Here is a 23,135-nt window from a genome sequence, read left to right as displayed (position 1 = left end):
AACACCGTCCGGTCGTTTTGACTGGACGGTTTCACCCGTCCATACGCCCACCTCAATGCAATGCCTGACACCCCAACCGCCACACCCTCTCAGTGCTTGTTGCGAACCACGCAACAGTCCTTTGTCATCACGCCCATTGATAGCACCCTAACGAAACCCCCATCCTAGAGGGCTAATCTCGCGCTTATATCATTCGCAATGATAGTTACCTTTGCTTCATTCGATTCGTGACATACCACCCCGCCGCGCATGATCCGCCCATCTCAAATACATTGGCGGATGCACCTCATGGAACAGTCACTCAAACATTTGCGCTTCCCCCTGGCGATTTTGGCCGTGGTGGTGATGAGCGCGTGCGGCAAGACCCCGGAACAAGCGGCCGCCATGCCAGCCGCCAAAGTCAGTGTGGCCAAGGTGCTGGAACAACCGGTGAACGAGTGGGATGAATTCACCGGCCGTTTGGAAGCACCGGAAACTGTGCAGATCCGTCCACGGGTTTCTGGCCAGATTGACCAAGTCGCTTTCACCGAAGGCGCTTTGGTCAAGAAAGGCGACCTGCTGTTCCAGATCGACCCGCGTCCGTTCCAGGCTGAAGTGCGCCGCCTTGAAGCCCAGTTGCAACAGACCCGCGCCGCCGCCACTCGCAGTGACAACGAAGCCCAACGCGGCGAGCGCCTGCGCCAGAGCAATGCGATCTCCGCCGAACTGGCCGACTCGCGCACCACCGCCGCCCAGGAAGCCCGCGCCGCCGTCGCCGGGATCCAGGCGCAGTTGGACCTGGCCAAGCTGAACCTGAGCTTTACCCGCGTAACCTCGCCAATCAGCGGCCGCGTCAGCCGTGCCGACATCACCGCCGGCAACTTGGTGACCGCTGACGTCACCGCGCTGACCAGCGTGGTTTCCACCGACAAGGTCTACGCCTACTTCGACGCCGATGAGCGCGTTTACCTCAAGTACACCGAGCTGGCTCGCCAAGGCCGCCGTGGCGCTACCACCCCGGTTTACCTGGGCCTGTCGAATGAAACCGGCAACCCGCACCTGGGCCAGATGAACTTCGTCGACAACCAGGTCAACCCGGCCACCGGCACCATTCGTGGTCGCGCCGTGTTTGACAACAGCAAGGGCGAATACACCCCTGGCCTGTACGCACGCCTGAAGCTGGTGGGCAGCGGCACCTACTCCGCCGTGCTGATCAACGATGAAGCCGTGGGCACCGATCTGGGCAAGAAATTCGTACTGGTGATGGACGGCGACAAACCGGCTTATCGCGCCGTGGAGCTGGGGCCGAAGATCGAAGGTTTGCGCATCGTACGCAGCGGCCTGAACAAGGACGACACCATCATCGTCAAGGGCCTGCAGCGTGCACGCCCCGGCTCGCCGGTCGCCCCGGAAACCATTCCGATGGCCAGCAAAGAAACCCTCGCCGCCTTGGCCCAACAACGACAAGCGCTTGAAGCCAGCAACCTGGAACAAGTGGCGCCGGATAAAGCCGCGCCCAAACTTGCCAGCGTCGCGACTCCACGCGGTTAAGGGATACGACTCAAGATGAATTTTTCCAAGTTCTTCATTTCGCGGCCGATCTTCGCAGCGGTGCTGTCGCTGCTGATTCTGATCGCCGGCGCGATTTCGCTGTTCCAACTGCCGATCAGCGAATACCCGGAAGTGGTGCCGCCGACCGTGGTGGTGCGCGCCAACTTCCCCGGCGCCAACCCCAAGGTCATCGGCGAAACCGTGGCCGCGCCGCTGGAGCAGGCCATCACCGGCGTCGAGAACATGCTGTACATGTCCTCGCAATCGACTGCTGACGGCAAGCTGACCCTGACCATCACCTTCGCCCTGGGCACCGACCTGGACAACGCGCAGGTGCAGGTACAAAACCGCGTGACGCGGACTCAGCCAAAACTGCCTGAGGAAGTGACGCGCATCGGTATCACCGTGGACAAGGCCTCCCCCGACCTGACCATGGTGGTGCACATCACCTCGCCGGATCAGCGCTACAACATGCTCTACCTGTCCAACTACGCGATCCTGAATATCAAGGATGAGCTCGCGCGGCTCGGCGGCGTGGGCGATGTGCAGTTGTTCGGCATGGGCGACTACTCGTTGCGTGTATGGCTGGACCCGAACAAGACCGCCTCGCGCAACCTGACCGCCACCGATGTGGTGACGGCGATTCGCGAGCAGAACCGCCAAGTCGCCGCCGGTGCCTTGGGCGCGCAGCCTTCACCTAACGACACCAGCTTCCAGCTGTCGGTCAACACCCAGGGGCGCCTGGTCACCGAAGAAGAGTTCGAGAACATCGTGATTCGCGCTGGCGATAACGGTGAAATCACGCGCCTTAAGGACATTGCACGGGTCGAGCTGGGCTCCAGCCAATATGCCCTGCGCTCGTTGATCGATAATCAGCCAGCGGTGGCGATCCCAATCTTCCAGCGTCCTGGCTCTAACGCCATCGACATCTCCAACGATGTACGCGCCAAGATGGCGGAGCTGAAAAAAAGCTTCCCCGAAGGCATGGACTACCGCATCGCCTATGACCCGACGGTGTTCGTGCGCGGCTCCATCGAGGCGGTGGTTCACACGCTGTTCGAAGCACTGATCCTGGTCGTGCTGGTGGTGATCCTGTTCCTGCAGACCTGGCGCGCCTCGATCATTCCGTTGGTGGCGGTGCCGGTCTCGCTGATCGGTACGTTTGCGGTGATGCACCTGTTTGGGTTCTCGCTTAACGCACTGTCGTTGTTCGGATTGGTGTTGGCGATTGGTATCGTGGTGGACGACGCCATCGTGGTGGTGGAAAACGTCGAACGTAATATCGAGTTGGGGCTTGAGCCCTTCCCCGCCACTGAAAAAGCCATGAGCGAAGTGACCGGTCCGATCATCGCGACGGCGTTGGTGCTGTGCGCGGTATTCGTGCCAGCAGCCTTTATCAGCGGCTTGACCGGGCAGTTCTACAAGCAGTTCGCGTTGACCATTGCGATCTCCACAGTGATCTCCGCGTTCAACTCGCTGACCCTGTCCCCTGCACTGGCAGCGGTGTTGCTCAAGGGCCACAACGCGCCGAAAGATGGCTTCTCCAGGTTCCTCGACAAGCTGTTGGGTGGCTGGTTGTTCCGTCCATTCAACCGCTTCTTCGAAAAAGCCAGCCACGGCTATGTCGGCACCGTTCGCCGGGTGATTCGCGGCAGCGGCATCGCACTGTTCCTGTACGCAGGCCTGATGGTCCTGACCTGGCTGGGCTTTGCCCACACACCGACCGGTTTCGTACCGGCCCAGGACAAGCAATACCTGGTGGCTTTCGCCCAACTGCCCGACGCCGCCAGCCTGGACCGCACTGAAAACGTGATCAAGCGTATGTCTGACATCGCCTTGAAACAGCCCGGCGTGGAAAGCGCTATCGCCTTCCCGGGCCTGTCGATCAACGGGTTCACCAACAGCCCGAACAGCGGCATCGTGTTCGTGACCTTGAAGCCATTCGATGAGCGCAAAGACCCGAGCATGTCCGCCGGTGCGATTGCCGGCGCGTTGAACGGCAAGTACAGCGACATCCAGGAAGCCTACATGGCGATCTTCCCGCCACCACCGGTACAGGGCCTCGGCACTATCGGCGGGTTCCGTCTGCAGATCGAAGACCGTGGCAACCTGGGCTATGACGAACTGTACAAAGAAGTGCAGAACGTCATCACCAAGAGCCATGGCGTGCCGGAACTGTTCGGCCTGTTCACCAGCTACACGGTCAACGTGCCCCAGGTCGATGCCGCCATCGACCGCGAAAAGGCCAAGACCCACGGCGTGGCGATCAGCGACATCTTCGACACCCTGCAGATCTACTTGGGCTCGTTGTATGCCAACGACTTCAACCGCTTCGGCCGTACCTATCAGGTCAACGTGCAGGCGGAGCAGCAGTTCCGCAATGATTCGGACCAGATTGGCCAACTGAAAGTGCGTAACAACAAGGGCGAGATGATCCCGCTGGCAACCTTCATCAAGGTCAGCGACACCTCAGGCCCGGACCGCGTGATGCACTACAACGGCTTTATCACCGCTGAAATCAACGGCAACGCCGCTCCGGGCTACAGCTCCGGCCAGGCAGAAGCGGCGATTGAAAAACTGTTGAAGGATGAACTGCCCAACGGCATGACCTATGAGTGGACTGACCTGACTTATCAGCAAATCCTCTCGGGCAACACCGCGCTGTTCGTGTTCCCGCTCTGCGTACTGCTGGCGTTCCTGGTACTGGCTGCTCAATACGAGAGCTGGAGCCTGCCACTGGCGGTGATCCTGATCGTACCGATGACGCTGCTGTCGGCCATTACCGGGGTGATCATCTCGGGTGGCGACAACAACATCTTCACTCAGATTGGCTTGATTGTACTTGTGGGCCTGGCGTGTAAGAACGCGATTCTGATCGTCGAGTTCGCCAAGGACAAACAAGCCGAGGGCCTCGACCCGCTGGCCGCGGTGCTGGAAGCCTGCCGCCTGCGTCTGCGGCCGATTCTGATGACCTCGTTCGCCTTCATCATGGGTGTGGTGCCACTGGTGTTGTCCAGCGGTGCCGGTGCCGAGATGCGTCATGCCATGGGCGTGGCGGTGTTCTCCGGGATGATCGGTGTGACCTTCTTCGGTCTGTTGCTGACGCCAGTGTTCTACGTACTGATCCGTCGTTATGTGGAGCGCAGCGAAGCGCGCAAAGCGGCCAAGGCCTTGAAGCTGGAGACACAGCAATGAGTGTGAAAGTATTCCTGCCGAGCTTGCTGGTACTGGCGCTGAGCGCCTGTGCCGTGGGCCCGGACTACAAGACCCAGACCCCGGAGGCGGCGAACATCACCGCCGCCGCGGACGCCAAGCAGTATGACCACGCCAAGTTCGAAGGCATCTGGTGGCAGCAGTTCGAAGACCCGACGCTTAACCAGTTGGTGACTCAATCGCTGCAAGGTAACCGCGATTTGCGCGTAGCGTTTGCCCGCCTGCGCGCTGCTCGTGCAATCCGCGATGACGCCAGCAATGATGCCATGCCGACGATTACCAGCCGCGTCAGCAGCGACCAGGGCAAGGGCCAGATCCCGGGCCAGACCACCCGCCGGGTCAAGACCGAGCGTTACGACCTGGGCCTGGACATGGCCTGGGAACTGGACCTGTTCGGCCGCATCCAGCGCAACCTGGAAGCCACCGACGCCGACCAGCAGGCCGCCGAAGCCGATCTATACCAGTTGCAAGTCACCCTGATTGCCGAACTGGTGGACGCCTACGGTCAACTGCGCGGCGCACAACTGCGTGAAAAGATCGCCCTGGACAATCTGAAGAACCAGCAGGACTCGCGCACCATCACCGTCAGCCTGCGCGACGCCGGTGTGGGTGACCAACTCGACGTGGAACGCGCCGACGCACGCCTCGCCGCCGTTGAAGCCAGCGTGCCGCAACTGCAAGCCGAACAAGTGCGCGAACGTAACCGCATCGCCACCCTCCTCGGCCAGCGTCCGGACAAGTTGAGCGTGGACCTGGGCCCGAAAGACCTGCCGGCGATTGCCAAAGCGTTGCCGATCGGTGATCCAGGCCAACTGCTGCAACGTCGCCCGGACATTCTCAGCGCCGAACGCAAACTGGCCGCCGCCACCGCACGTATCGGCGTGGCCAAGGCCGACCTGTTCCCACAGGTCAGCCTCAGCGGCTTCCTCGGCTTTACCGCCGGGCGCGGTTCACAGATCGGTTCGTCCGCCGCGAATGCCTGGGCCCTCGGCCCGAGCATCACCTGGGCCGCGTTCGACCTGGGCAGCGTGCGCGCCCGTTTGCGTGGCGCAGACGCCGAAGCCGATGGCGCCCTGGCGACCTATGAGCAGCAAGTGTTGCTGGCACTGGAAGAATCCGAAAACGCCTTCAGTGACTACAGCAAGCGTCAGCAACGCCTGATCTCACTGATCCGTCAAAGCGAATCCAGCCGCGCCGCCGCCGACCTCGCCGCCATCCGCTACCGCGAAGGCACCGTGGACTTCCTCGTCCTCCTCGACGCCCAACGCGAACGCCTCGCCGCGGAAGACTCCCAGGCCCAGGCCGAAGTGGACCTGTATCGCGGGATCGTGGCGATCTACAAGGCACTCGGAGGTGGATGGAAGCCAGATACCGTTGTAGCAACGGCGAAGTGATGTAAAGAGCTCCTTTGGTTGGTCGCATCCAACCAATTTTTAGCCCCGTGGCCTGTTTGGTCATGGGGCTTTTTTTTGGTCGGATACTTTTCAGGCGTGTGCATTGGGACGTGCCCCCCACACTCCCCAGTGATATCGGTCAGAACATTCTCCATTCACATCGCAAACTAACATTGGCCGATTCATGGTCGACAAGGAATGGAATGCTTAATACAAACAGGAGATTGATATGGGCATGCTCGTTACGAATGCCGCAACCACGCTATCGAAGCAGACAGATGCTCGCGTAATCAGAAATCCGACGATGGTGACAAATGCGTTCACTGTGAATGAAGAGGCCAAGGCGGCGGAGACATTAAAACTCAAAAACGCCGAGAAAACGGCTGACCTGAAGGCATTCCTGAAAAACTATGACATGACATCGATCAGCACCCAGGAGCTGAAAATCGTTGGTAGGAAACTCTATGAGAGCGATCTGATAGATGGAAATACATTTAGTATGTTCATTTCCGGCGATGGCGCATTCGATGAAAATGGGCACCAGACAAAACAGGACGTTAAGTTCAATGCTATAGCGCTATTCAATGAGAAACATGAAGATCAACTGGCATATTTCAGTACCGACCGCTACTCGAAACCCGAAGATGTCACCTATATTCTTGGCGGAATGAAAAGTGCAAATCAAGTGATCAATGCCCTGGCCTATTTTGTAAACTCTGAAAATAACAACCTGTCGGTAGATGAGCGTGCCTGAGCCACGGCTCGTAGAATTGCAGTGCAATCAATCGCGCATGAATTATCAATCCAAGTAAGTCGGGCACTTCCTAAAAGTTCGAAGGATCATGCTGTCAGACGCAAACGCAAGACACAGCCAGTTATTTCTTAGTCCCTTGCGCCCCGAACTTAAACGCGAGTGACTTCATTCAAAATCAAACTCCGATAATGCCCAGGATTGGACCCCGCCCACTTCCGAAACGCCTTATAAAACGAGCTCGTGTCCGCAAACCCCAACCGCGCGGCAATCTCGGCGAAGCTGATCTGCGGTTCCGCCAGCCACACTATCGCCAGTTCTTTGCGCACGCTGTCCTTGAGGCCTTGGTAGGTTTGCCCTTCTTCCGCCAGACGGCGGCGCAGGGTTGAGGCGGAGATGCATAAGGTGGCCGCAAGGCCGTCGGTTTCCGGCCAGGTGTCGGGGGGCATTTGGCGCAGGTCGTGTTTGATCCGTGTGGCGAGGCTGTCGGGGTCGCGGTATTTGACCAGGATGTTGGCCGGCGCGTGGGCGAGGAAGCGCTTGAGTTCTTCAGGGCTGCGCTTGATGGGCAAGTCGAGGCAGTCGGCGGAAAAGATCATACGGGTGCGCGGTCGGTCGAAGCGCAGGTTGTCGGAAAACATCACTTGGTAGTCGTCGTAAAAGTCTGGCTGTGGGCAGCGCAACTCAATAGCCAGGATGGGAATGCGCCGTCCCGCCAGCCAGCAGGCGACGCCGTGCACGATCATCCAATAGGTGAAATAGGTGAACGCGCGCTGCGGCTTAGGCTCGGGCTCGTGCAGGACAATCTCTGCCAGGCTCTGTTGGCGCACCAACTGGGCGGGCATGCGTTCCAGCATCAGCGAGAGGAACCCCAAACCGGTTTCCAGGCTGGTAGCAAGCGTTGGTTGCGCCACGCAGGCATGGCACAAAAACGCCAGGCTGCCGGACTTGAGCTTGCGCGGGTCCATGCCGAAGAATTCATCGTCCATGCGCCGTGCCAGCAAACGCCACAGCCGCGCATAAGCGGTAGCCGAAATGCGCGCGGTCGGCAGTTCGAGCAACCCAGGGTCAATCCCGACTTTGCGCAAGACTTCAATCGTGGCCGCACCGGTTGCACAGCTCTGCAACAAGGCCTCGCGCACGAGGTGGATGGAGATGGTGTCTTTTTCCAACATTGGCGCCGCCGTGCCCTGTGTGGCGTGAAGTGCGGCCATCTTAGGCAGTCGCGCGGCAAAAGAGTAGGCACCGAGGTATTGGTCTCGGGTATTCTGCGCCGGGATTTTTACCGACAGGGAGTGGAATCGATGAGTTGCTGGGAAGTACTTGGGCTGCCGTCCGACGCCGATGCTCGCAGTATCAAGCGCCAATACGCGGTGTTGCTCAAACAGCATCGCCCGGATGAAGACCCTGTCGGCTTCCAGCGCCTGCGCGAGGCCTATGAGCACGCGCTGCAATGGAGCCGTTATGAAGCGCCCGTCGAAGTGCCGCAAGCGCTCCCGGTCGACACAGTGCAGCCCGCTACGACCGAGCCCGACACGCGCTTGGACCAGGCGCAAGCCTTAGTGGACGACGCCACACCGGCCAATCTTGCGCGTCTCTATGAGCAAGCCCAGCACATTGGATGCGCCGAGGCTTTTGAGGCCCTGCTGCTGCAACGCTGCCTGAATGGCACGGAACCCGCGATTGCGGCCTGGGCCGTCACTCATCTGCACTGGCTCACGCCCTGGCAACGGGAAACACCCGTGCGACTGCCCGACTATCGTCTGGCTGCCTTGTTGGAGCAGATGTTTACCGACGTCGAGCACACGCTCACCGAATTACTCAATCAACAACAGGTCGAGGCCTTCACGGCGGCCTTGATCGAGTTGCATAACACCGAATGGCTCAAGCCCCTGGCGCGCCATGCGCGGCTCAATGACGTACTCGCGCGCACGCTGCTGGCCAGCACCTTCTGGTCCGAGCCGCTGTTCGAAACCCTGTGCACCGAGCAGGCCTGGTCCGATCAGTACCTGGAAAACCACTGCCCCGAGCCTGAGTGGTCGGCGTTAAAGGAACGCAATGTACTGGAGCGTTTCAGTGCACAGGTCTACCACCAGGCCAGCCTGGACAGCCGTGACCCCAAGGCGCGCGCGGCCAGGTTGCTGTTCGGCGACATGACGCTGGAACAACGCCAACGCTTTGCCCGACGCTTCGGCGAATCCGACTGGAACGCCTGCCGCACCCTCAGCGAAACCCTGCTCAACCAGTACCCGGCCCTGTGCGCACACATGCCCGGTGAGGATCCCTACTTCTGGCGCGACTGGGAACGCATCAGCCGCCCCTGGCCGATGTTTGTGGCGTTGCTGGGCATGGCCGTCGGCTGGGCGATCCACGACCAGCAAATGACCGACCACACCCTGATGGAATCCCTCGGCATGGCCCCTACCTGGGCCTTCCTGATCGCCATACCGGCCCTGCTCATCCTCGCGATCTGGCGTCCGGCCACCGACGGTTTTGGTGAAATCGATGAGCGGCTTGCCGTGCACCTGTCGCCCTGGCTGAGCTTTCGCCGGCCGCCACCGTTGGTGATCCGCGAGATTCTGCCGTGCTGGGTGCTTGGCCTGTTGATCTGGATGATCCTCGGCAACTACGCGTTGGCGGGCTATGTGTTGACGTTGCAGGGCCTGGGCCTGGCGCAGCGCGTGCTTGGTCGGCCGGGATTACGTGCAGCACTGACGTGGCGCTGGCCGGCGCGACCGTCGACGCGTCAATGGGCCATCGGCCTGGGCCTCGGCGCCCTGCTGCTGAGCGCCGCGCAGATGTACGAAAACAATCAACGTATCCACCGTGATGAGGGTTTGCAGCCGTTCTTGATGAGCCGTTGCAGCGGACTCAAAGCTGGCGCGCCGGGGTGTACACCATGAACCGCATCACCTTTGCTGCCCTCTGCACCTTCGTGCCCCTGGCGCTGAGCACCGTGGGCCTGCTGACGAATACCGATATGCTCGCCCCGCTGAAAACCTGGGCCAACCGCCCGGCAGCGCTTGAGCACCAGCAAGCCCAGGCGCTGCGTCCGGTGATCGACTGCCTCAACCGAGTCGACAGCAATTGGCGAGTGGCGTACTTCAACTACCGCAGCCGCAGCCCCCGCGCCAACGACCCGAATCTGGCGTTCATCGAGCGTTTCCCCGAGCTGTATCAGCGCACACAAGGCCCGCAATTGAGCCTGCTGGACTACGACGCCAAACGCCCGGACCTGTGCCTGCTGACGTCCTCGCAAAGAAGCGCACTGCAAAAATACTTGCCGCAGATCGCCGCGCTTCGCAACGACTATATGGACCACCTGCTGCAGGTCTATTCATCGGTGAAAGCGTTCGACTTCTACCCCAGCGCAACCGTCCCTGGCCTCACCCCTGCGCAGCGGGCGATCAGCGATGCGCAGTTCTTCCCTGTGGCGGAAAAATTCCTCACGGTCTCATCCGAACTGCGCGCCGCCGTGGACGTAGCCGACCGCCGGATACGCCTGCAACAACTGCAGCACTTGCAGGTACGTGACGAACACCAGATGGCGCTTATCGCCGGCCTGATCCTGCAGACCCGCGACACGATGCACAGCCTTGACCCACGATCCCCCAAGCAATTGGCGGACGCATTGAGCGACATACAGCAGACCTGGGATTACGCCCAGCGGTACCTGCGCCCCAACCTACCGACCTCCGAAGCCAAGGCCCAACAGTTGTGGCAGCGGATTAAACAACCCGGTTACGACTACCTTGGCGCGCTCCAAGCACTTGCCCAGCATTCCAGCGAAACCCCCGACCCAGACCGGCTAAACGCTGATTACTTTGAAACACAACGGCGCTTTGACTTGCTGGTGGACGCCTATAACCAGGCCGTCGGACAGGACTACTGAGCGGCCTTCTCTTGGTCGTTCAGCCACTGTTCAGCAAACGTCAATATTTCCTGTTTAGCAATGAGTATCATTATGTTACAACTTAGGCTCCTATCTAGTTACGCTCTGGTGCCGAATGCTTGTCCCCTTTCTCATCATGCTGCGCGAAGGCATTGAAGCAGCATTGATCGTTGGCATCATCGCCAGTTACCTGCAACAGACTGGCCGCGGCCAATGGATGCCGGCGGTGTGGATCGGGGTGTTCCTCGCCGCCGCGTTGGCTTTGTTGGTGGGCGGTGGCCTGGAGCTGGTCAGCGCCGAATTCCCGCAAAAACAACAGGAACTGTTCGAAGGCATCGTCGGCTTGGTCGCCGTGGGTATTCTCAGCTCCATGGTGTTCTGGATGCGCAAGGTCGCGCGCTCCATCAAACATTCCCTGCATGCCTCCCTTGATCAGGCTCTGACCGGTTCCAAACACCAGGTCACGGCCCTGATCCTCATGGTGTTCTTCGCCGTGGCCCGGGAAGGCCTGGAAACCGTGTTTTTCCTGCTGGCGGTGTTCCAGCAAAGCGAGGGCCCGGGCGCGCCGATTGGCGCCTTGCTCGGCCTGGTCCTGGCGATCATCGTGGGTTTCCTGATCTACACCGGCAGCATGCGCCTCAACCTCGGCGCGTTTTTCCGCTGGACCGGCCTGTTCATCCTGGTGGTCGCCGCCGGCATTCTGGCCAATTCGGTGCAGGCCCTGCACGAAGCAGGCGTGTGGAACCACCTGCAAACGGTGCTGTTCGACTTCAGCGCCGCATTGCCGATGGACAGCCCTCTGGGTTCGGTGCTCGCCGGCATGTTCGGCTACCAGGAAGCGCCGACCGTCAGCACCCTGGGTGCCTACCTGATCTACCTGGTGGTCGCGCTGGTGATGTTCTTCCTGCCTGCCGCACCGGCCAAACCCGCCAACATGCCCTCTTCCGTTTCCAGCCAGTAAGGACCGTCTCTTGTCCAACCCAACGCCTCAACCCGCCTCGCCACCCCGCGCCCTGCGCTGGGCGGTGGCCGGCTCGGTGGTCGTGATGATCGCCGCCGGTGGCCTGTTCTATTACGCATCGCAATTGGCCGCCGCCAAGCGCCAGACCAACAGCAATGAGATCGCTGTAACGATTCATGGCCACGCCTGCGAGCCCAATGCGTTGACGGTTCCGGCCGGGCGCGCGAGCTTTCGTATCATCAACCGCTCCGACCGCGCGGTGGAATGGGAAATCCTCGACGGCGTCCTGGTGGTCGAAGAGCGGGAAAACATTGCCCCCGGTCTGAGCCAGGTGATCAACGCCAACCTGCTGCCGGGCGACTATGCGATCACCTGCGGCCTGTTGAGCAATCCCCGTGGCACCCTGCATGTGACGCCAACGGCAGCCTCCGATGCCCAGGCCAAGGCCAAGCCGTCGATGGTGGCGTTTATCGGCCCGCTGTCGGAATTCCGCGTGTACTTGAGCGGCCAGGGTAGCGCGCTGGTCAAGGCTGCGACCGCCTTGCAACAAGCAATCGACGCCGGTGACCTGGCGCAGGCCCAGGCCCTGTATGCGCCGGCCCGTGAGGCTTACCAACGACTGGCGCCGGCGTCCCAGCGCCTGGCAGAGCTGGACAACGCGATCAACGCCCGCGCCGATTACTTCGAGAAACGCGAACAGGACCCGGCCTTCAGCGGCTTCCATCGCCTCGAATACAGCCTGTTCCAGCAACGCAGCCTCGACGGCCTGGCCCCGGTGGCGCAGCGCTTGGTGACCGATGTCACCACGCTTAAGCAGCAACTGCTGGCTCAATCGCTGCCACCGGAGCGACTGGTGAGTATCGTGGTGCGCAACCTCAACAGTCTGGCCGATGTGCGCGCCATCAGCGGTGAGGAAGAGCGCTACAGCCACCTAGACCTGAACGGTTTCGCCGCCAATCTGCAAGTGGCGCACAAAGTGGTCGAGTTGATGCGTCCACTGTTGACCAAGTCCGCTGCCGACCTGTTGCCCGACATCGACAACGCCCTCGCCGCGTTCGATGCCGAGCTCGCGGGGTTCAAGGTCAATGACAGTTACAGCACGTACGACAGCGTGACCGCCGATCAGCGCAAGCAGATCGCCGACAAGGCCAAGGCTCTGGCCGATGCACTCGATGGAATCGACCCCGCCCTTGGCCTTTCCGGCCTGCAGTGAAGACGACCGAATTTTATGAGTGACTCAGAACAGTTTTCAGCCCAACGTCGCCGTGTCCTCTTGGGCATGGCCGCCACCGGCGCGGCCATAGCCGGCAGCACCCTGACCTGCCCGGCCATGGCGGCCGCCGCCGAGCAAGTCACTACCGCACCGCGCAGTGACAAGACCCAGGACCACCACGATTTTTTCGGCAAGCACCAAAGCGGTATCGTCACCCCGCGCCCGGCCTGCGGCATGCTGGTGGCGTTCGACGTATTGGCCAGCGACCGTGAAGACCTGGAGCGCCTGTTCCGCACCTTGAACGAACGCATCAGCTTTCTGATGACCGGCGGCACCGTGCCCCAGGTCGACCCGAAGCTGCCGCCCACCGATTCCGGGATCCTTGGCCCGGTGGTCACACCGGACAACCTGACCATCACCGTGTCTGTCGGCGAATCGCTGTTTGATGAACGCTTCGGCCTGGACGCCGCCAAACCGAAGCGTCTGAGCCGCATGGTCGGTTTTCCCAACGATGCGCTGGAGCCGGCGCAGTGCCATGGCGACCTGAGCCTGCAATTCAGCTCTAACACACCGGACACCAATATCCACGCCCTGCGCGACATCGTGAAGAACCTGCCCGACCTGTTGCTGGTGCGCTGGAAACAAGAAGGCAGCGTGCCGCCACAGGCGCCGGCCAAACCCGGCGAGCCGGCGCAGAGCGCGCGTAACTTCCTGGGTTTCCGTGATGGTTCGGCCAACCCGAATTCCAACGACAACAAGGCGATGGACCAGATTGTGTGGGTCCAACCCGGCAGCGACGAACCGGCCTGGGCCGCCAATGGCAGTTACCAGGCGGTGCGCATCATCCGCAACTTCGTCGAGCGCTGGGACCGCACGCCCCTGCAGGAGCAAGAAAGCATCATTGGCCGCGTCAAGACCACCGGTGCGCCCATGGATGGCCAGAAAGAATCCCAGGTGCCCGACTACAGCAAGGACCCGGAAGGCAAGCTGACCAAGCTCGATGCCCATATCCGCCTGGCCAACCCGCGTACCCCGCAGACGCAGGCCAACCTGATCCTGCGTCGACCGTTCAACTACTCCAACGGCGTCAATAAAAACGGTCAGCTGGACATGGGGCTGTTGTTCATCTGCTACCAGGCTGACCTGGAGAAAGGCTTTATCAGCGTGCAGACCCGACTCAACGGCGAGCCCCTGGAGGAATACCTCAAGCCCGTCGGCGGCGGGTATTTCTTCACCTTGCCGGGAGTCACCGGGCCCAAGGATTTCATCGGTCGCACGCTGCTTGCCGCCACGCACCCTCAAACCACTGCCAACACCTGAAACCAACCCCCACAGCGGAAACCGCCCTATGAAGAAGTCGACCCTCGCGTTGTCGTTGTTAGTGACCCTCTCACCCCTGGCCGCCTTCGCCGCCACCACGGCGCCGCTGGATCTGGTAGGGCCGGTGTCGGACTACAAGATCTACGTCACCGAAGAAATCGGTGAATTGGTCACCCAAACCAAAGCGTTTACCGACGCCATCAACCAGGGCGACCTGGCTACCGCCAAGAAGCTCTACGCGCCGACCCGCGTGCATTATGAGTCCATCGAGCCGATCGCCGAGCTGTTCAGCGATCTGGATGCGTCCATCGACTCCCGTGTCGACGACCACGAAAAAGGCGTGACTGCCGAAGACTTCACCGGCTTCCACCGCATCGAATACGCGCTGTTCTCGCAGAACTCAACCAAGGGCCTGGAAACGTTGACGGCCAAGCTCAACACCGACGTCAACGACCTCAAGACCCGGGTCGACGGCCTGACCTTCCCGCCGGAAAAAGTCGTGGGCGGCGCCGCAGCCCTTCTGGAAGAGGTCGCCGCAACCAAGATCTCCGGCGAAGAGGACCGCTACAGCCACACCGACCTGTATGACTTCCAGGGCAACATCGACGGTGCGAAGAAAATCGTCGACCTGTTCCGTGGCCAGATCGACAAACAGGACAAGGCCTTCCTGGCCAAGGTCGACAAGAACTTCGCCACCGTGGACAAGGTTCTGGCCAAGTACAAGACCAAGGACGGCGGTTTCGAGACCTACGATAAGGTCAAGGACAACGACCGCAAGGCGTTGGTAGGCCCGGTGAACACGCTGGCTGAAGACCTGTCGACGCTACGCGGCAAGCTGGGCTTGAACTGATCAAGACCTGACGCCATGTCCCGCGCTCCGGCGCGGGGCATCACCGGCTCGGCGCTGCTCGCCTGGCCCCCCGCAACCATCATGTACGTACGCAATTTTTCTTCAGCCGTGAGCAGATGCGGCGCAGTCTTGCCCCATTTCGTCGCTCCCCCCGCCAGCAGCACCGGCAGTTTTACCAGGCCCTTCGTCGCGGCATGGATCATCTGCGGATAACCATCCAGCGGGTTTAACGCGGCATTGGCAAACAGGCCGGAGTGTTTGATGAAGTCAAACGCGCGCTCGCTGAAACTGGCCGCGACTTTAGCCGTATTCGCCGTAGCGGCCGCGGGTCTGAACCGCGTGGCAAGTCGCTGCACCGGGTTGGGCAGCAAGGCCTTGGCCGAACGCAGCAGGCCACTCGCCTGACCGCCGGCGCCGATGGCCACGCCGATCATATCCACGGTCAAATTGCCCAGGCCCTGGGCGATATCGCCACGCTTGAACGCCTGGTACGCACCGAGGAATGGCACAAACCCCAATAGAAACTCGTGCTCGCGGGCCCGGGCTTCCCGGCGTTTTTCAAGTGGTAACGGATCACGCGCGCGCTGCAAGAGAGCCTCGGCGGGCTCGTAGAAATTGTCCTGAGCGATTCTGCCGGCAATGGCCGCGATCTTGCGCGAGCCATAAGTGTTGGGCACGAAGCTTTGCAGCGTGTGGTTGGCAGGCAACTCGCCTGGCGCAATCGCTCCCCCCAGCGGTTCAACGATAACCGACGACGCCATCGCCTCCGGCCGTGGCGCAGAGCCGGTCGTGTAGGCAGCAAGATCGAAGGGCATCTGTGTGCCACGGACTATCGGCACATACACCGAACCATGGGGCGCGCTGATGCGCTGCTTGCGAATCACGCCGTGTAGCTCGATGGCGTCGGGCAGGTCTGTACGCTTGATCAGCTCGCCGCTGGCGAAGACCTCGTAATAGGCCACCGTCTGGTCATGCTCCACACGCATCAGGGTTGCGTGGCGACCGCGCTGCGCATCTTTGCGGGCCTGGGTCTCCTCGACCTGAACGACGCCAGTTTCGCCACGCAGGGTGAACAATTCGACCTTGCCCAGCTCGATCAACGTGCGCTCGGCAAGGGGTAACTGGGCAAACATCAACTTGAGCTTCGTGGCATAGGCGCCCTGGAGCTGTTTGAGGTGACGGTTGACGGTGCTTTTGAGTAACGGTTCAAGCTCGGGCAGATGACGAACGCGTCGATCCAGTAACTCCAGGGCGCCCTCCGCCACCTGCGGCGCGCGGTCTGGCTGATAGGGCGTTTGCGCGGACGTCGGCGGTGCTAGCAAATGCTTGCTGAGCACCCACTTTCCCGGTGTGAGGTCGCCGGTCATGTAGGTTTCCAACAGCGAACGGCTGCGCGGTTCGGTGACCGGTGCGTTGCGGCGATCTTTGCCGTTAGCCAGTTCCAGGCTCATGCGCTCAAGCTCAGACGCCGTGCTGTCGGGGAATACTCGCAGCAACTCCCGGATGGCCAGCGCCTTGCGCGTCGGCAGTTCCACGCTGGCGCTGGCGAAGGCCTCGGCCGTCTCTTCTTGCTGCTTGAACAGTGCCCGCGACGCCTCCTGAAGGTCATGTTGCGAATACTCGCCGTCACTGCGCAACCTGACGGCGCCGTTCAACACGCCCCAGTCGGCGAGGATTTTCAGCGCATTGAGTTGCATCAATTCTGCTTGCGCCTCACTGGTGGGCACCAGGGTCGTCAGTGCACGGACCTGGTGTTCACTCATCATCCGTGACGTGCCCGGCGCAGCATGATCGGCCAGCGTGCAGCCCAGGCGTAGCTCCATCCAGGCCAGAGTGCCGATACGCAACGTGTCCGGCACTTCCTTGACCAGCATTTCCGGCGCCGCTTGCGCCAGGTATACCGGGGTGACCAGCGCCGCCAGGTCGGGCGTCAGCTTTTTATGTTGCTGCAGGTGCTGCTCGATATCGCGCCGCACCTCGCTCAACGAACGGCCCATATTCGCCGGTTGATAGATCGAATAACCACCGATGTGGCCAGGTTTGACGTCGTCCAGGTTGATCCGCGCGACTTTAGTCAGTGTGGCCTTATCAGCCTCGCTCAACGTGTCGGGGGAATATGGCCCGGTGTAGTCACCCACTGCGGGCGCCGGCGGCAGCGACAGCCGTAACCAGCGGATGACATTGCGTGTCTCGGCCACGGTGCGTGGCGACCCCAGCCCCTTCAATTCGAGGAGCTGGCGTGCGTCAACCCGTGGCGTCGAGTACACGGCATTCCCCAGTGGTTCGGTCAGTGGGATCAACGCCGCAAGCTCATCACGCAACGTGTCTACGTCGTTGACGTAATGGGTCAGATTCACCCAGCCCCCCACCGGGCTCAAGCGTTCAAGGCGGCCTTCAGATACTCGAAAGGGCTTACCGTCCCAATCGAACCGCTCGCGCTGCAGCAGGGCGAGCATTTGCGGGCGAGACACAAATGCCTGCAAACGCTCCATCGCCGCTTGGCTGCGCGCGAGCAGTGGCGATGTGTGGGGAACGTCCCAGGCCTCGGCGGACCAGTCGGTGCGTGCGCCGTCCGGCAGGTCTTCAAGCCCGGCTTCAAGGCGCTCGGCCAGCGCGTCCCGTTCCACCAGTTCAGGACTCAGGCGCGGCGCCTGGGCAAGGTTGGCGACGTTTGCCGGGGCGGCCCATAGGCGCGGCTGCTGGACCGTGGGCTTGGCACTGTCTTCGCCGACTACGGGAGCCTGCACAGCATATGGAGGGGGCGAGCCGGTGCTCGACAGTGGCGTCAACATATTCAATCCTCTCTGCGCTAGGCCGTGGAATACGGCTTCGTCTGGAGAGGCAATCTAAGGAAAGCTCAAACGCGCTGAATGTAAGCCGAGTCTTGCCGCCTTACGCGTTGCGTTGCGGCGGATTACAGGATCCGGTAAAGCAGTCGCTCGATCCGCACGCGGCTCACCCGACGCAGAAACTTGCCGACCGCCGGGGGGTAATCCACCAGTGTCTGCAACTGCGCGTACCCGTCGATGCGGGTGGTGTGCTGGAAAATCTGCTCAAGCTCGGTCCGCCGTGGTTCCAACCATTGCCCCTGGGGATCGTCGATCAACAAGGCGTTTTCCAAGTCGAGACGGAACGCCCGAGGGTTTAGGTTGTTGCCAGTGAGCAAGGTGTAACGCTGGTCGATCCACATGCCTTTGAGGTGGTAGGTGTTGTCGCCATCGCGCCATAGGTGCAGGTTCAATTGGCCGCTGTCGATCATCGGCTGGTGGCGCTTGGCAAAGCGACGCAGGCTGATTTCGTACAGGTATGGCAGTGCCGCGATGACCTTGAAAGGCTCGCTGGGTGGGATGTAGAAGTCGTTGGCGGTCTTGTCACCGACGATGATGTCGATCTTCACGCCACGCGCCAGGGCACGGTTGATCTCGCGCGTGACCGCCAATGGCAGGTTGAAGTACGGCGTGCAAATGGTCAGTTGCTGCTGGGCGCTGGCGATCAACTCCAGGATCACCCGGCTCAGCGGGTTGTTCTTGCCGACGCCGAGCAACGGGCTGACTGACAGGTGGCCATTGGGCAACTGCCCGGCCGTGGTGTCGTAGGTCGCGTGCTTGAGGCGGCTGCGCAGGTCGCCGATGTCGTTGCGCAGGCTGCGGGTGGTGGGCGGGTTGGGCAGGTCGAGGCGGTGCACCGCTTTGGACGCTACCAGGCCGTGTTCCACCAAGTGCTGCATCGAATCGGCCAGGGGCTTGCTGTGGATCAGGTGATAACGGTCAAACCGGTATTTGTCGAACTTGTGCAGGTACACATTGTTCAGGCTGGCGCCGCTGTACAGCACGCTGTCATCGATCACAAAGCCCTTGAGGTGCAACACGCCAAACAGCTCGCGGGTTTGTACCGGAACGCCGTACACCGGCACTTCGCTGGCATGGCTCTGTGTCATGGCCTGGTACCAGGCGCTGTTGCCGGGCTGTTTGCCCGCACCAATCAACCCGCGTTGGGCGCGCAACCAGTCGACCACCACCACGATGTCCAGCTCCGGCCGTGCAGCCTTGGCGGCGTGCAAGGCGTCGTAGATCTCCTGCCCTGCCTCGTCTTGCTGCAAGTACAGCGCCACGATGTAGATACGCCGGGTGGCCTGGGAGATTTTTTCCAGCAGGCAGCGGCGGTACGCATCCGCACCGGACAGCACATCGAGCGCGTCGGGAGTGAGGGGGAAACCACGCAGTTTGGGCAACAGGGAGCGTTTGAAGAACGACGGCATAGGGCTCGCAATGGGTCGAATCCGAAGAGGCCCCGAGCTTACACCATGGGGTTGCTCAGGTCTCGTTGCCTCGTAGGAAAAAGCCCATTGACCATGAAGAACGATCGTTCTACTGTGTACGACATGAACGACATTACTGGCAATGAAACCCGCGACATTATCCTCGACGTCACCGAGAAGTTGATCTATCGCCACGGCATCGCCGCCACCGGCATGGACTTTCTGGTGAGAACAGCTGGCGTCTCGCGCAAGAGTATTTACCGCTACTTCGCCAATAAAGACGAGTTGGTGATCGCGGCCCTGCAACGCCGCGATGAACGCTGGATGCACTGGCTGCGTGGCGAAGTGGAACGCGTCGACGGCAGCGGCGAACGCCTGCTCGCGCTGTTTGACGCGCTCAGGACGTGGTTCGGCTCGGCGGATTTTCGCGGCTGTGCCTTCATCAACACCAGCGGTGAAACCGGCGATCCGCACAGCCCGGTGCGCCTGCTGGCCAAAGCGCATAAACAGAAACTGTTCGAGTACGCACTTGAACTGTGCCAAGCCCATGGCACCTGCGACCCCGAACGGCAGGCAGCACACCTGCTGATCCTGATCGATGGCGCCATTACGGTTGCCCTGGTCATGGGCGATACAACCGCTGCTGATAACGCGCAATGCATGGCGCGAACGTTATTAGGGCTTTGAATGCACTGGCCGAGCCACTTTGTCTAAACAGGAGCGTTGAAATGTCATCCACCCCAGAAACACGCCCGCCGCTGCCGCCATTCACCCGCGAATCAGCGATTGAAAAAGTCCGCCTGGCCGAAGACGGTTGGAACTCCCGCGACCCACAACGTGTGTCCCTGGCTTACACCCTGGACACCCAGTGGCGTAACCGCGCTGAATTCGTCCATGGCCGCGAAGAAGCCAAAGGCTTTCTCACGCGCAAATGGGCCAAGGAGCTGGATTATCGGCTGATCAAGGAATTGTGGGCCTTCACCGACAACCGCATTGCCGTGCGGTATGCCTATGAATGGCATGACGACTCCGGCAACTGGTTCCGCTCTTACGGCAATGAGAATTGGGAGTTCGACGAAAACGGCCTGATGGCCAACCGTTTTGCCTGTATCAACGATAGGCCGATCATAGAAAGCGAGCGGTTGTTCCATTGGCCGCTGGGCCGACGCCCGGATGAGCATCCGGGGTTGTCCGATCTCGGCCTGTAAAACCTGGTGCGGTTCAAATGTGAGAGGGGGCAAGCCCCCTCCCTACGCTGAGTGCCTCAGTCCTGATTAAGGCCGACCCGATACAACGCACCATCATCCTCATCCGTCAGCACATACAAAAAGCCATCCGGGCCCTGCCGCACATCGCGAATACGCGCCTTCAAACCTCCCAGCAAACGCTCCTCGTGGATGACCTTGTCGCCCTCGAACTGCAACCGAATCAGCTCCTGGCTGGCCAGCGCGCCGATGAACACGTTGTGCTGCCACGCCTTGAATCGGTCACTGTCGTAGAACGCCATGCCGCTGATGCCCGGTGACTTTTCCCATACATGATGGGGCGCCACGGTGCCTTCCGCCGTCTTGCCTTTGGCCTCCGGAATCGGCGTCAGGGAGTAGTTGATGCCGTGCGTCGCCAGGGGCCAGCCATAGTTTTTGCCACGTTCGACGATGTTGATCTCGTCACCACCACGGGGGCCGTGCTCGTTTTCCCAGATCGTGCCGCTCCAGGGGTTCAGTGCCAGTCCCTGTGGGTTGCGTTGGCCGTAGGACCAGATTTCGGGGCGTACGCCCGGCTGACCAACAAAGGGGTTGTCATCCGGCACGCGGCCGTCGGGGTAGATCCGTACGACCTTGCCTTGCAGCTTGTCCAGGTCCTGGGCAGTGGGTCGGTCGTTGTTTTCGCCCAGGGTCACGAACAGGTACCCATCCTGGTCGAAGGCCAGGCGCGAGCCAAAGTGATTGCCGGTGGAGAGCTTCGGCTCCTGGCGCAGGATGACTTTGAAATCGATCAGGCCGCTGAGGTCCGCCGCCAAACGTCCACGTCCCACCACAGTGCCGGCCGTGCCGCCTTTGCCGCCGCCTTCGGCGTATGACAAATAGACCGTGCGGTCCTCTTTGAAATCGGGCGACAGCACCACATCGAGTAAACCGCCCTGCCCCTTGGCCCACACCTCAGGCACGCCGCTCAGCGGAGCCGAGAGCTTGCCATCCGGGCTGACAACGCGCAGGTGGCCAGGGCGTTCGGTAACCAGGAAACCTTGCTGGTCCGGCAGAAACGCCACGGCCCATGGGTGGTCCAGGCCTTTGACGATCGAGGTGACAGTGAGGCTGCCTTGTTCACTGGGGAACTGCTGCGAATCGGCGGCGTAGACCGTCGTCAGGGTCGTCGCGCACATAACGGCTAACAGGGTTTTGCGTATAAACATAAGACGAGTCCTTACCGGCGATTGCCGTTGGCATCAAACGTGGGGGCTTTAGTGTCGGTGGCCGGGCGGCTGGGCGCGGCCTCACGCTGGGGGTAACGGTTGCCGATGCCGCCGTTTTCCAGGGTCGGCGGGCGCGTGGCCGGCACGGTCTGGATACCGCGAATCGCCGGCGCATTGGGCTGCGTGCCCTGCATGCTATTGGGGTTGGCCCGGTGAATGGGGCCATTGTTGGTGTTGTTGCCGCCAGGCAGGTTCTGCGCTTGAGCGGTGGCTGCAAGTGCCAGGCTCAGCGCCAGCACTGCAAGATGACGCACGCGGGTGATCATGACAAAGCCTCTCTGGGACGAGGAGTACCTGCTTTCGATACCACGCTACGCCTGGGGTTCGGCTTTGGTAACTAAATACTTCCTCATCAGGTGTAACACGATCTGTCCGCGCATCCATCCAGGGAAACTTTTTCAACCGCACGCGAGTCACCCGAACACAGTCTCTTCTCAAGGAATCGCACTTATGCCACGGGCCATCTGGAAAGGCGCCATCAGCTTCGGTTTGGTTCATATCCCTGTATCGCTGGTCTCCGCCACGTCAGCACAGGGCGTGGATTTCGACTGGTTGGACAAGCGCAGCATGGACCCGGTGGGCTACAAGCGCATCAACAAAACCACCGGCAAGGAAGTGACCAAGGAGCACATCGTCAAAGGCGTAGCGTTTGAGAAGGGACGTTATGTGGTGCTCAGCGAAGAGGAGATTCGCTCGGCCCACCCCAAGTCCACTCAGACCATCGAAATCATCGCCTTTGTCGCCAGCGACCAGATCCCCTTGCAGAACATCGACACGCCCTACTTCCTGGCGCCGGACAAACGCGGCGGCAAGGTCTACGCGCTGCTGCGGGAAACCCTCAAGAAAACCCGCAAGGTCGCCCTGGCCAATGTGGTGCTGCACACCAAGCAGCACCTGGCGGCATTGATGCCCCTGGAGTCCGCACTGGTGCTGGTGATGCTGCGCTGGCCCGCCGAGGTGCGCAGCCTGGATGAATTGGAACTGGGCAGCGACGTAACCAAACCCTCCCTGGCCAAAGGTGAACTGGACATGGCCAAGCGCTTGGTGGAGGACATGAGCGCCGACTGGCAACCGGATGCCTACCGCGACAGCTTTCAGGAAAAAATCATGGCGCTGGTGGCGAAGAAGGCCAAGGCCGGCAAGATTGAAGATGTGGAATCCAAGGAAGGCAGCGAAGAGCGCAAGTCGGCCGATGTGCTCGACCTGACCGAACTGCTCAAGCGCAGCCTGGCGGGTAAGCCTGCGGCGAAAAAAACCGCCAAGAAAAAGGCCTCTTGAAC

Annotated in this window: 18 protein-coding genes; 13 read left to right on the top strand and 5 right to left on the bottom strand. The window is 61.0% G+C overall.

From position 1 onward, the window contains the following. The first annotated feature begins 288 nt into the window (after nucleotides 1-288). The 4 genes from mexE to BW43_RS01965 all read left to right on the top strand — a co-directional run bounded on the left by mexE (nucleotide 289) and on the right by BW43_RS01965 (nucleotide 6,891). On the top strand, nucleotides 289-1,530 hold the full coding sequence (mexE, locus tag BW43_RS01950) for a multidrug efflux RND transporter periplasmic adaptor subunit MexE (protein WP_032891296.1): 1,242 nt from the start codon (nucleotides 289-291) through the stop codon (nucleotides 1,528-1,530). Between the two features lie 15 nt (nucleotides 1,531-1,545). Beyond that, nucleotides 1,546-4,725 carry an efflux RND transporter permease subunit gene (locus BW43_RS01955; RefSeq protein ID WP_032891294.1) on the top strand — a complete coding sequence of 1,060 codons (3,180 nt, stop codon included), beginning with the start codon at nucleotides 1,546-1,548 and terminating at the stop codon, nucleotides 4,723-4,725. Then, nucleotides 4,722-6,137 (top strand): efflux transporter outer membrane subunit, encoded by a 1,416-nt coding sequence (locus tag BW43_RS01960; protein WP_032891293.1) that lies wholly within the window; start codon nucleotides 4,722-4,724, stop codon nucleotides 6,135-6,137. The genes BW43_RS01955 and BW43_RS01960 overlap by 4 nt, the downstream gene beginning before the upstream one ends. A gap of 229 nt (nucleotides 6,138-6,366) precedes the next feature. Beyond that, nucleotides 6,367-6,891, top strand: coding sequence for a hypothetical protein (locus BW43_RS01965; protein ID WP_032891291.1), 525 nt, complete (start codon nucleotides 6,367-6,369; stop codon nucleotides 6,889-6,891). Nucleotides 6,892-7,040: 149 nt separating this feature from the next. Here the strand turns inward: BW43_RS01965 and BW43_RS01970 are convergent, their stop codons facing one another. Beyond that, the gene (locus BW43_RS01970; RefSeq protein WP_032891289.1) at nucleotides 7,041-8,063 is read right to left on the bottom strand and encodes an AraC family transcriptional regulator; all 1,023 of its coding nucleotides are present in this window, start codon (nucleotides 8,061-8,063) and stop codon (nucleotides 7,041-7,043) included. A 129-nt stretch (nucleotides 8,064-8,192) separates the two neighbouring features. Here BW43_RS01970 and BW43_RS01975 point away from each other — a divergent pair, with 129 nt between their 5' ends. The 6 genes from BW43_RS01975 to efeO (BW43_RS02000) all read left to right on the top strand — a co-directional run bounded on the left by BW43_RS01975 (nucleotide 8,193) and on the right by efeO (BW43_RS02000) (nucleotide 15,124). Further along, the gene (locus BW43_RS01975) at nucleotides 8,193-9,791 is read left to right on the top strand and encodes a J domain-containing protein (protein WP_032891287.1); all 1,599 of its coding nucleotides are present in this window, start codon (nucleotides 8,193-8,195) and stop codon (nucleotides 9,789-9,791) included. Beyond that, the gene (locus tag BW43_RS01980) at nucleotides 9,788-10,780 is read left to right on the top strand and encodes a hypothetical protein (RefSeq protein ID WP_122763673.1); all 993 of its coding nucleotides are present in this window, start codon (nucleotides 9,788-9,790) and stop codon (nucleotides 10,778-10,780) included. The genes BW43_RS01975 and BW43_RS01980 overlap by 4 nt, the downstream gene beginning before the upstream one ends. 115 nt (nucleotides 10,781-10,895) lie before the next feature. Next, entirely contained in the window at nucleotides 10,896-11,741 is an 846-nt protein-coding gene (efeU, locus tag BW43_RS01985; protein ID WP_032891284.1) for an iron uptake transporter permease EfeU, read from the top strand. 10 nt (nucleotides 11,742-11,751) lie between these two features. Further along, nucleotides 11,752-12,954 (top strand): iron uptake system protein EfeO, encoded by a 1,203-nt coding sequence (gene efeO, locus BW43_RS01990; protein WP_032891283.1) that lies wholly within the window; start codon nucleotides 11,752-11,754, stop codon nucleotides 12,952-12,954. A 15-nt stretch (nucleotides 12,955-12,969) separates the two neighbouring features. Further along, a complete protein-coding gene (gene efeB / locus BW43_RS01995; protein WP_032891281.1) occupies nucleotides 12,970-14,274 on the top strand; it encodes an iron uptake transporter deferrochelatase/peroxidase subunit in 1,305 nt (434 codons plus the stop codon). Between the two features lie 28 nt (nucleotides 14,275-14,302). Further along, on the top strand, nucleotides 14,303-15,124 hold the full coding sequence (gene efeO, locus BW43_RS02000) for an iron uptake system protein EfeO (protein ID WP_032891279.1): 822 nt from the start codon (nucleotides 14,303-14,305) through the stop codon (nucleotides 15,122-15,124). Here the strand turns inward: efeO (BW43_RS02000) and BW43_RS02005 are convergent. Both BW43_RS02005 and pssA read right to left on the bottom strand, forming a co-directional pair. Further along, nucleotides 15,022-17,916, bottom strand: a complete 2,895-nt coding sequence (locus BW43_RS02005; protein ID WP_032891277.1) for a hypothetical protein — start codon at nucleotides 17,914-17,916, stop codon at nucleotides 15,022-15,024. The genes efeO (BW43_RS02000) and BW43_RS02005 overlap by 103 nt on opposite strands. Before the next feature lie 122 nt (nucleotides 17,917-18,038). After that, complete coding sequence (gene pssA, locus BW43_RS02010) at nucleotides 18,039-19,382, bottom strand: CDP-diacylglycerol--serine O-phosphatidyltransferase (protein WP_032891275.1); 1,344 nt, start codon at nucleotides 19,380-19,382, stop codon at nucleotides 18,039-18,041. A 123-nt stretch (nucleotides 19,383-19,505) separates the two neighbouring features. Here pssA and BW43_RS02015 point away from each other — a divergent pair, with 123 nt between their 5' ends. Both BW43_RS02015 and BW43_RS02020 read left to right on the top strand, forming a co-directional pair. Further along, nucleotides 19,506-20,069, top strand: coding sequence for a TetR/AcrR family transcriptional regulator (locus BW43_RS02015; RefSeq protein ID WP_032891507.1), 564 nt, complete (start codon nucleotides 19,506-19,508; stop codon nucleotides 20,067-20,069). A gap of 41 nt (nucleotides 20,070-20,110) precedes the next feature. Further along, nucleotides 20,111-20,590, top strand: a complete 480-nt coding sequence (locus tag BW43_RS02020) for a nuclear transport factor 2 family protein (RefSeq protein ID WP_032891273.1) — start codon at nucleotides 20,111-20,113, stop codon at nucleotides 20,588-20,590. 56 nt (nucleotides 20,591-20,646) lie between these two features. On the opposite strand, the gene BW43_RS02025 is transcribed toward BW43_RS02020, so the two are convergent. Both BW43_RS02025 and BW43_RS02030 read right to left on the bottom strand, forming a co-directional pair. Continuing rightward, nucleotides 20,647-21,795 carry a PQQ-dependent sugar dehydrogenase gene (locus BW43_RS02025; RefSeq protein ID WP_032891272.1) on the bottom strand — a complete coding sequence of 383 codons (1,149 nt, stop codon included), beginning with the start codon at nucleotides 21,793-21,795 and terminating at the stop codon, nucleotides 20,647-20,649. 11 nt (nucleotides 21,796-21,806) lie between these two features. Then, nucleotides 21,807-22,121, bottom strand: coding sequence for a hypothetical protein (locus BW43_RS02030; protein WP_032891269.1), 315 nt, complete (start codon nucleotides 22,119-22,121; stop codon nucleotides 21,807-21,809). Between the two features lie 184 nt (nucleotides 22,122-22,305). Here BW43_RS02030 and BW43_RS02035 point away from each other — a divergent pair, with 184 nt between their 5' ends. Then, the gene (locus tag BW43_RS02035) at nucleotides 22,306-23,133 is read left to right on the top strand and encodes a Ku protein (RefSeq protein WP_032891268.1); all 828 of its coding nucleotides are present in this window, start codon (nucleotides 22,306-22,308) and stop codon (nucleotides 23,131-23,133) included. The last annotated feature ends 2 nt before the right edge of the window (nucleotides 23,134-23,135 follow it).

This window comes from Pseudomonas sp. RIT357, assembly GCF_000632245.1.
Classification (GTDB): domain Bacteria; phylum Pseudomonadota; class Gammaproteobacteria; order Pseudomonadales; family Pseudomonadaceae; genus Aquipseudomonas; species Aquipseudomonas sivasensis.
Note: the sequence above shows the minus strand (reverse complement) of the source record. Positions and strands in the feature narration are given on the sequence as shown.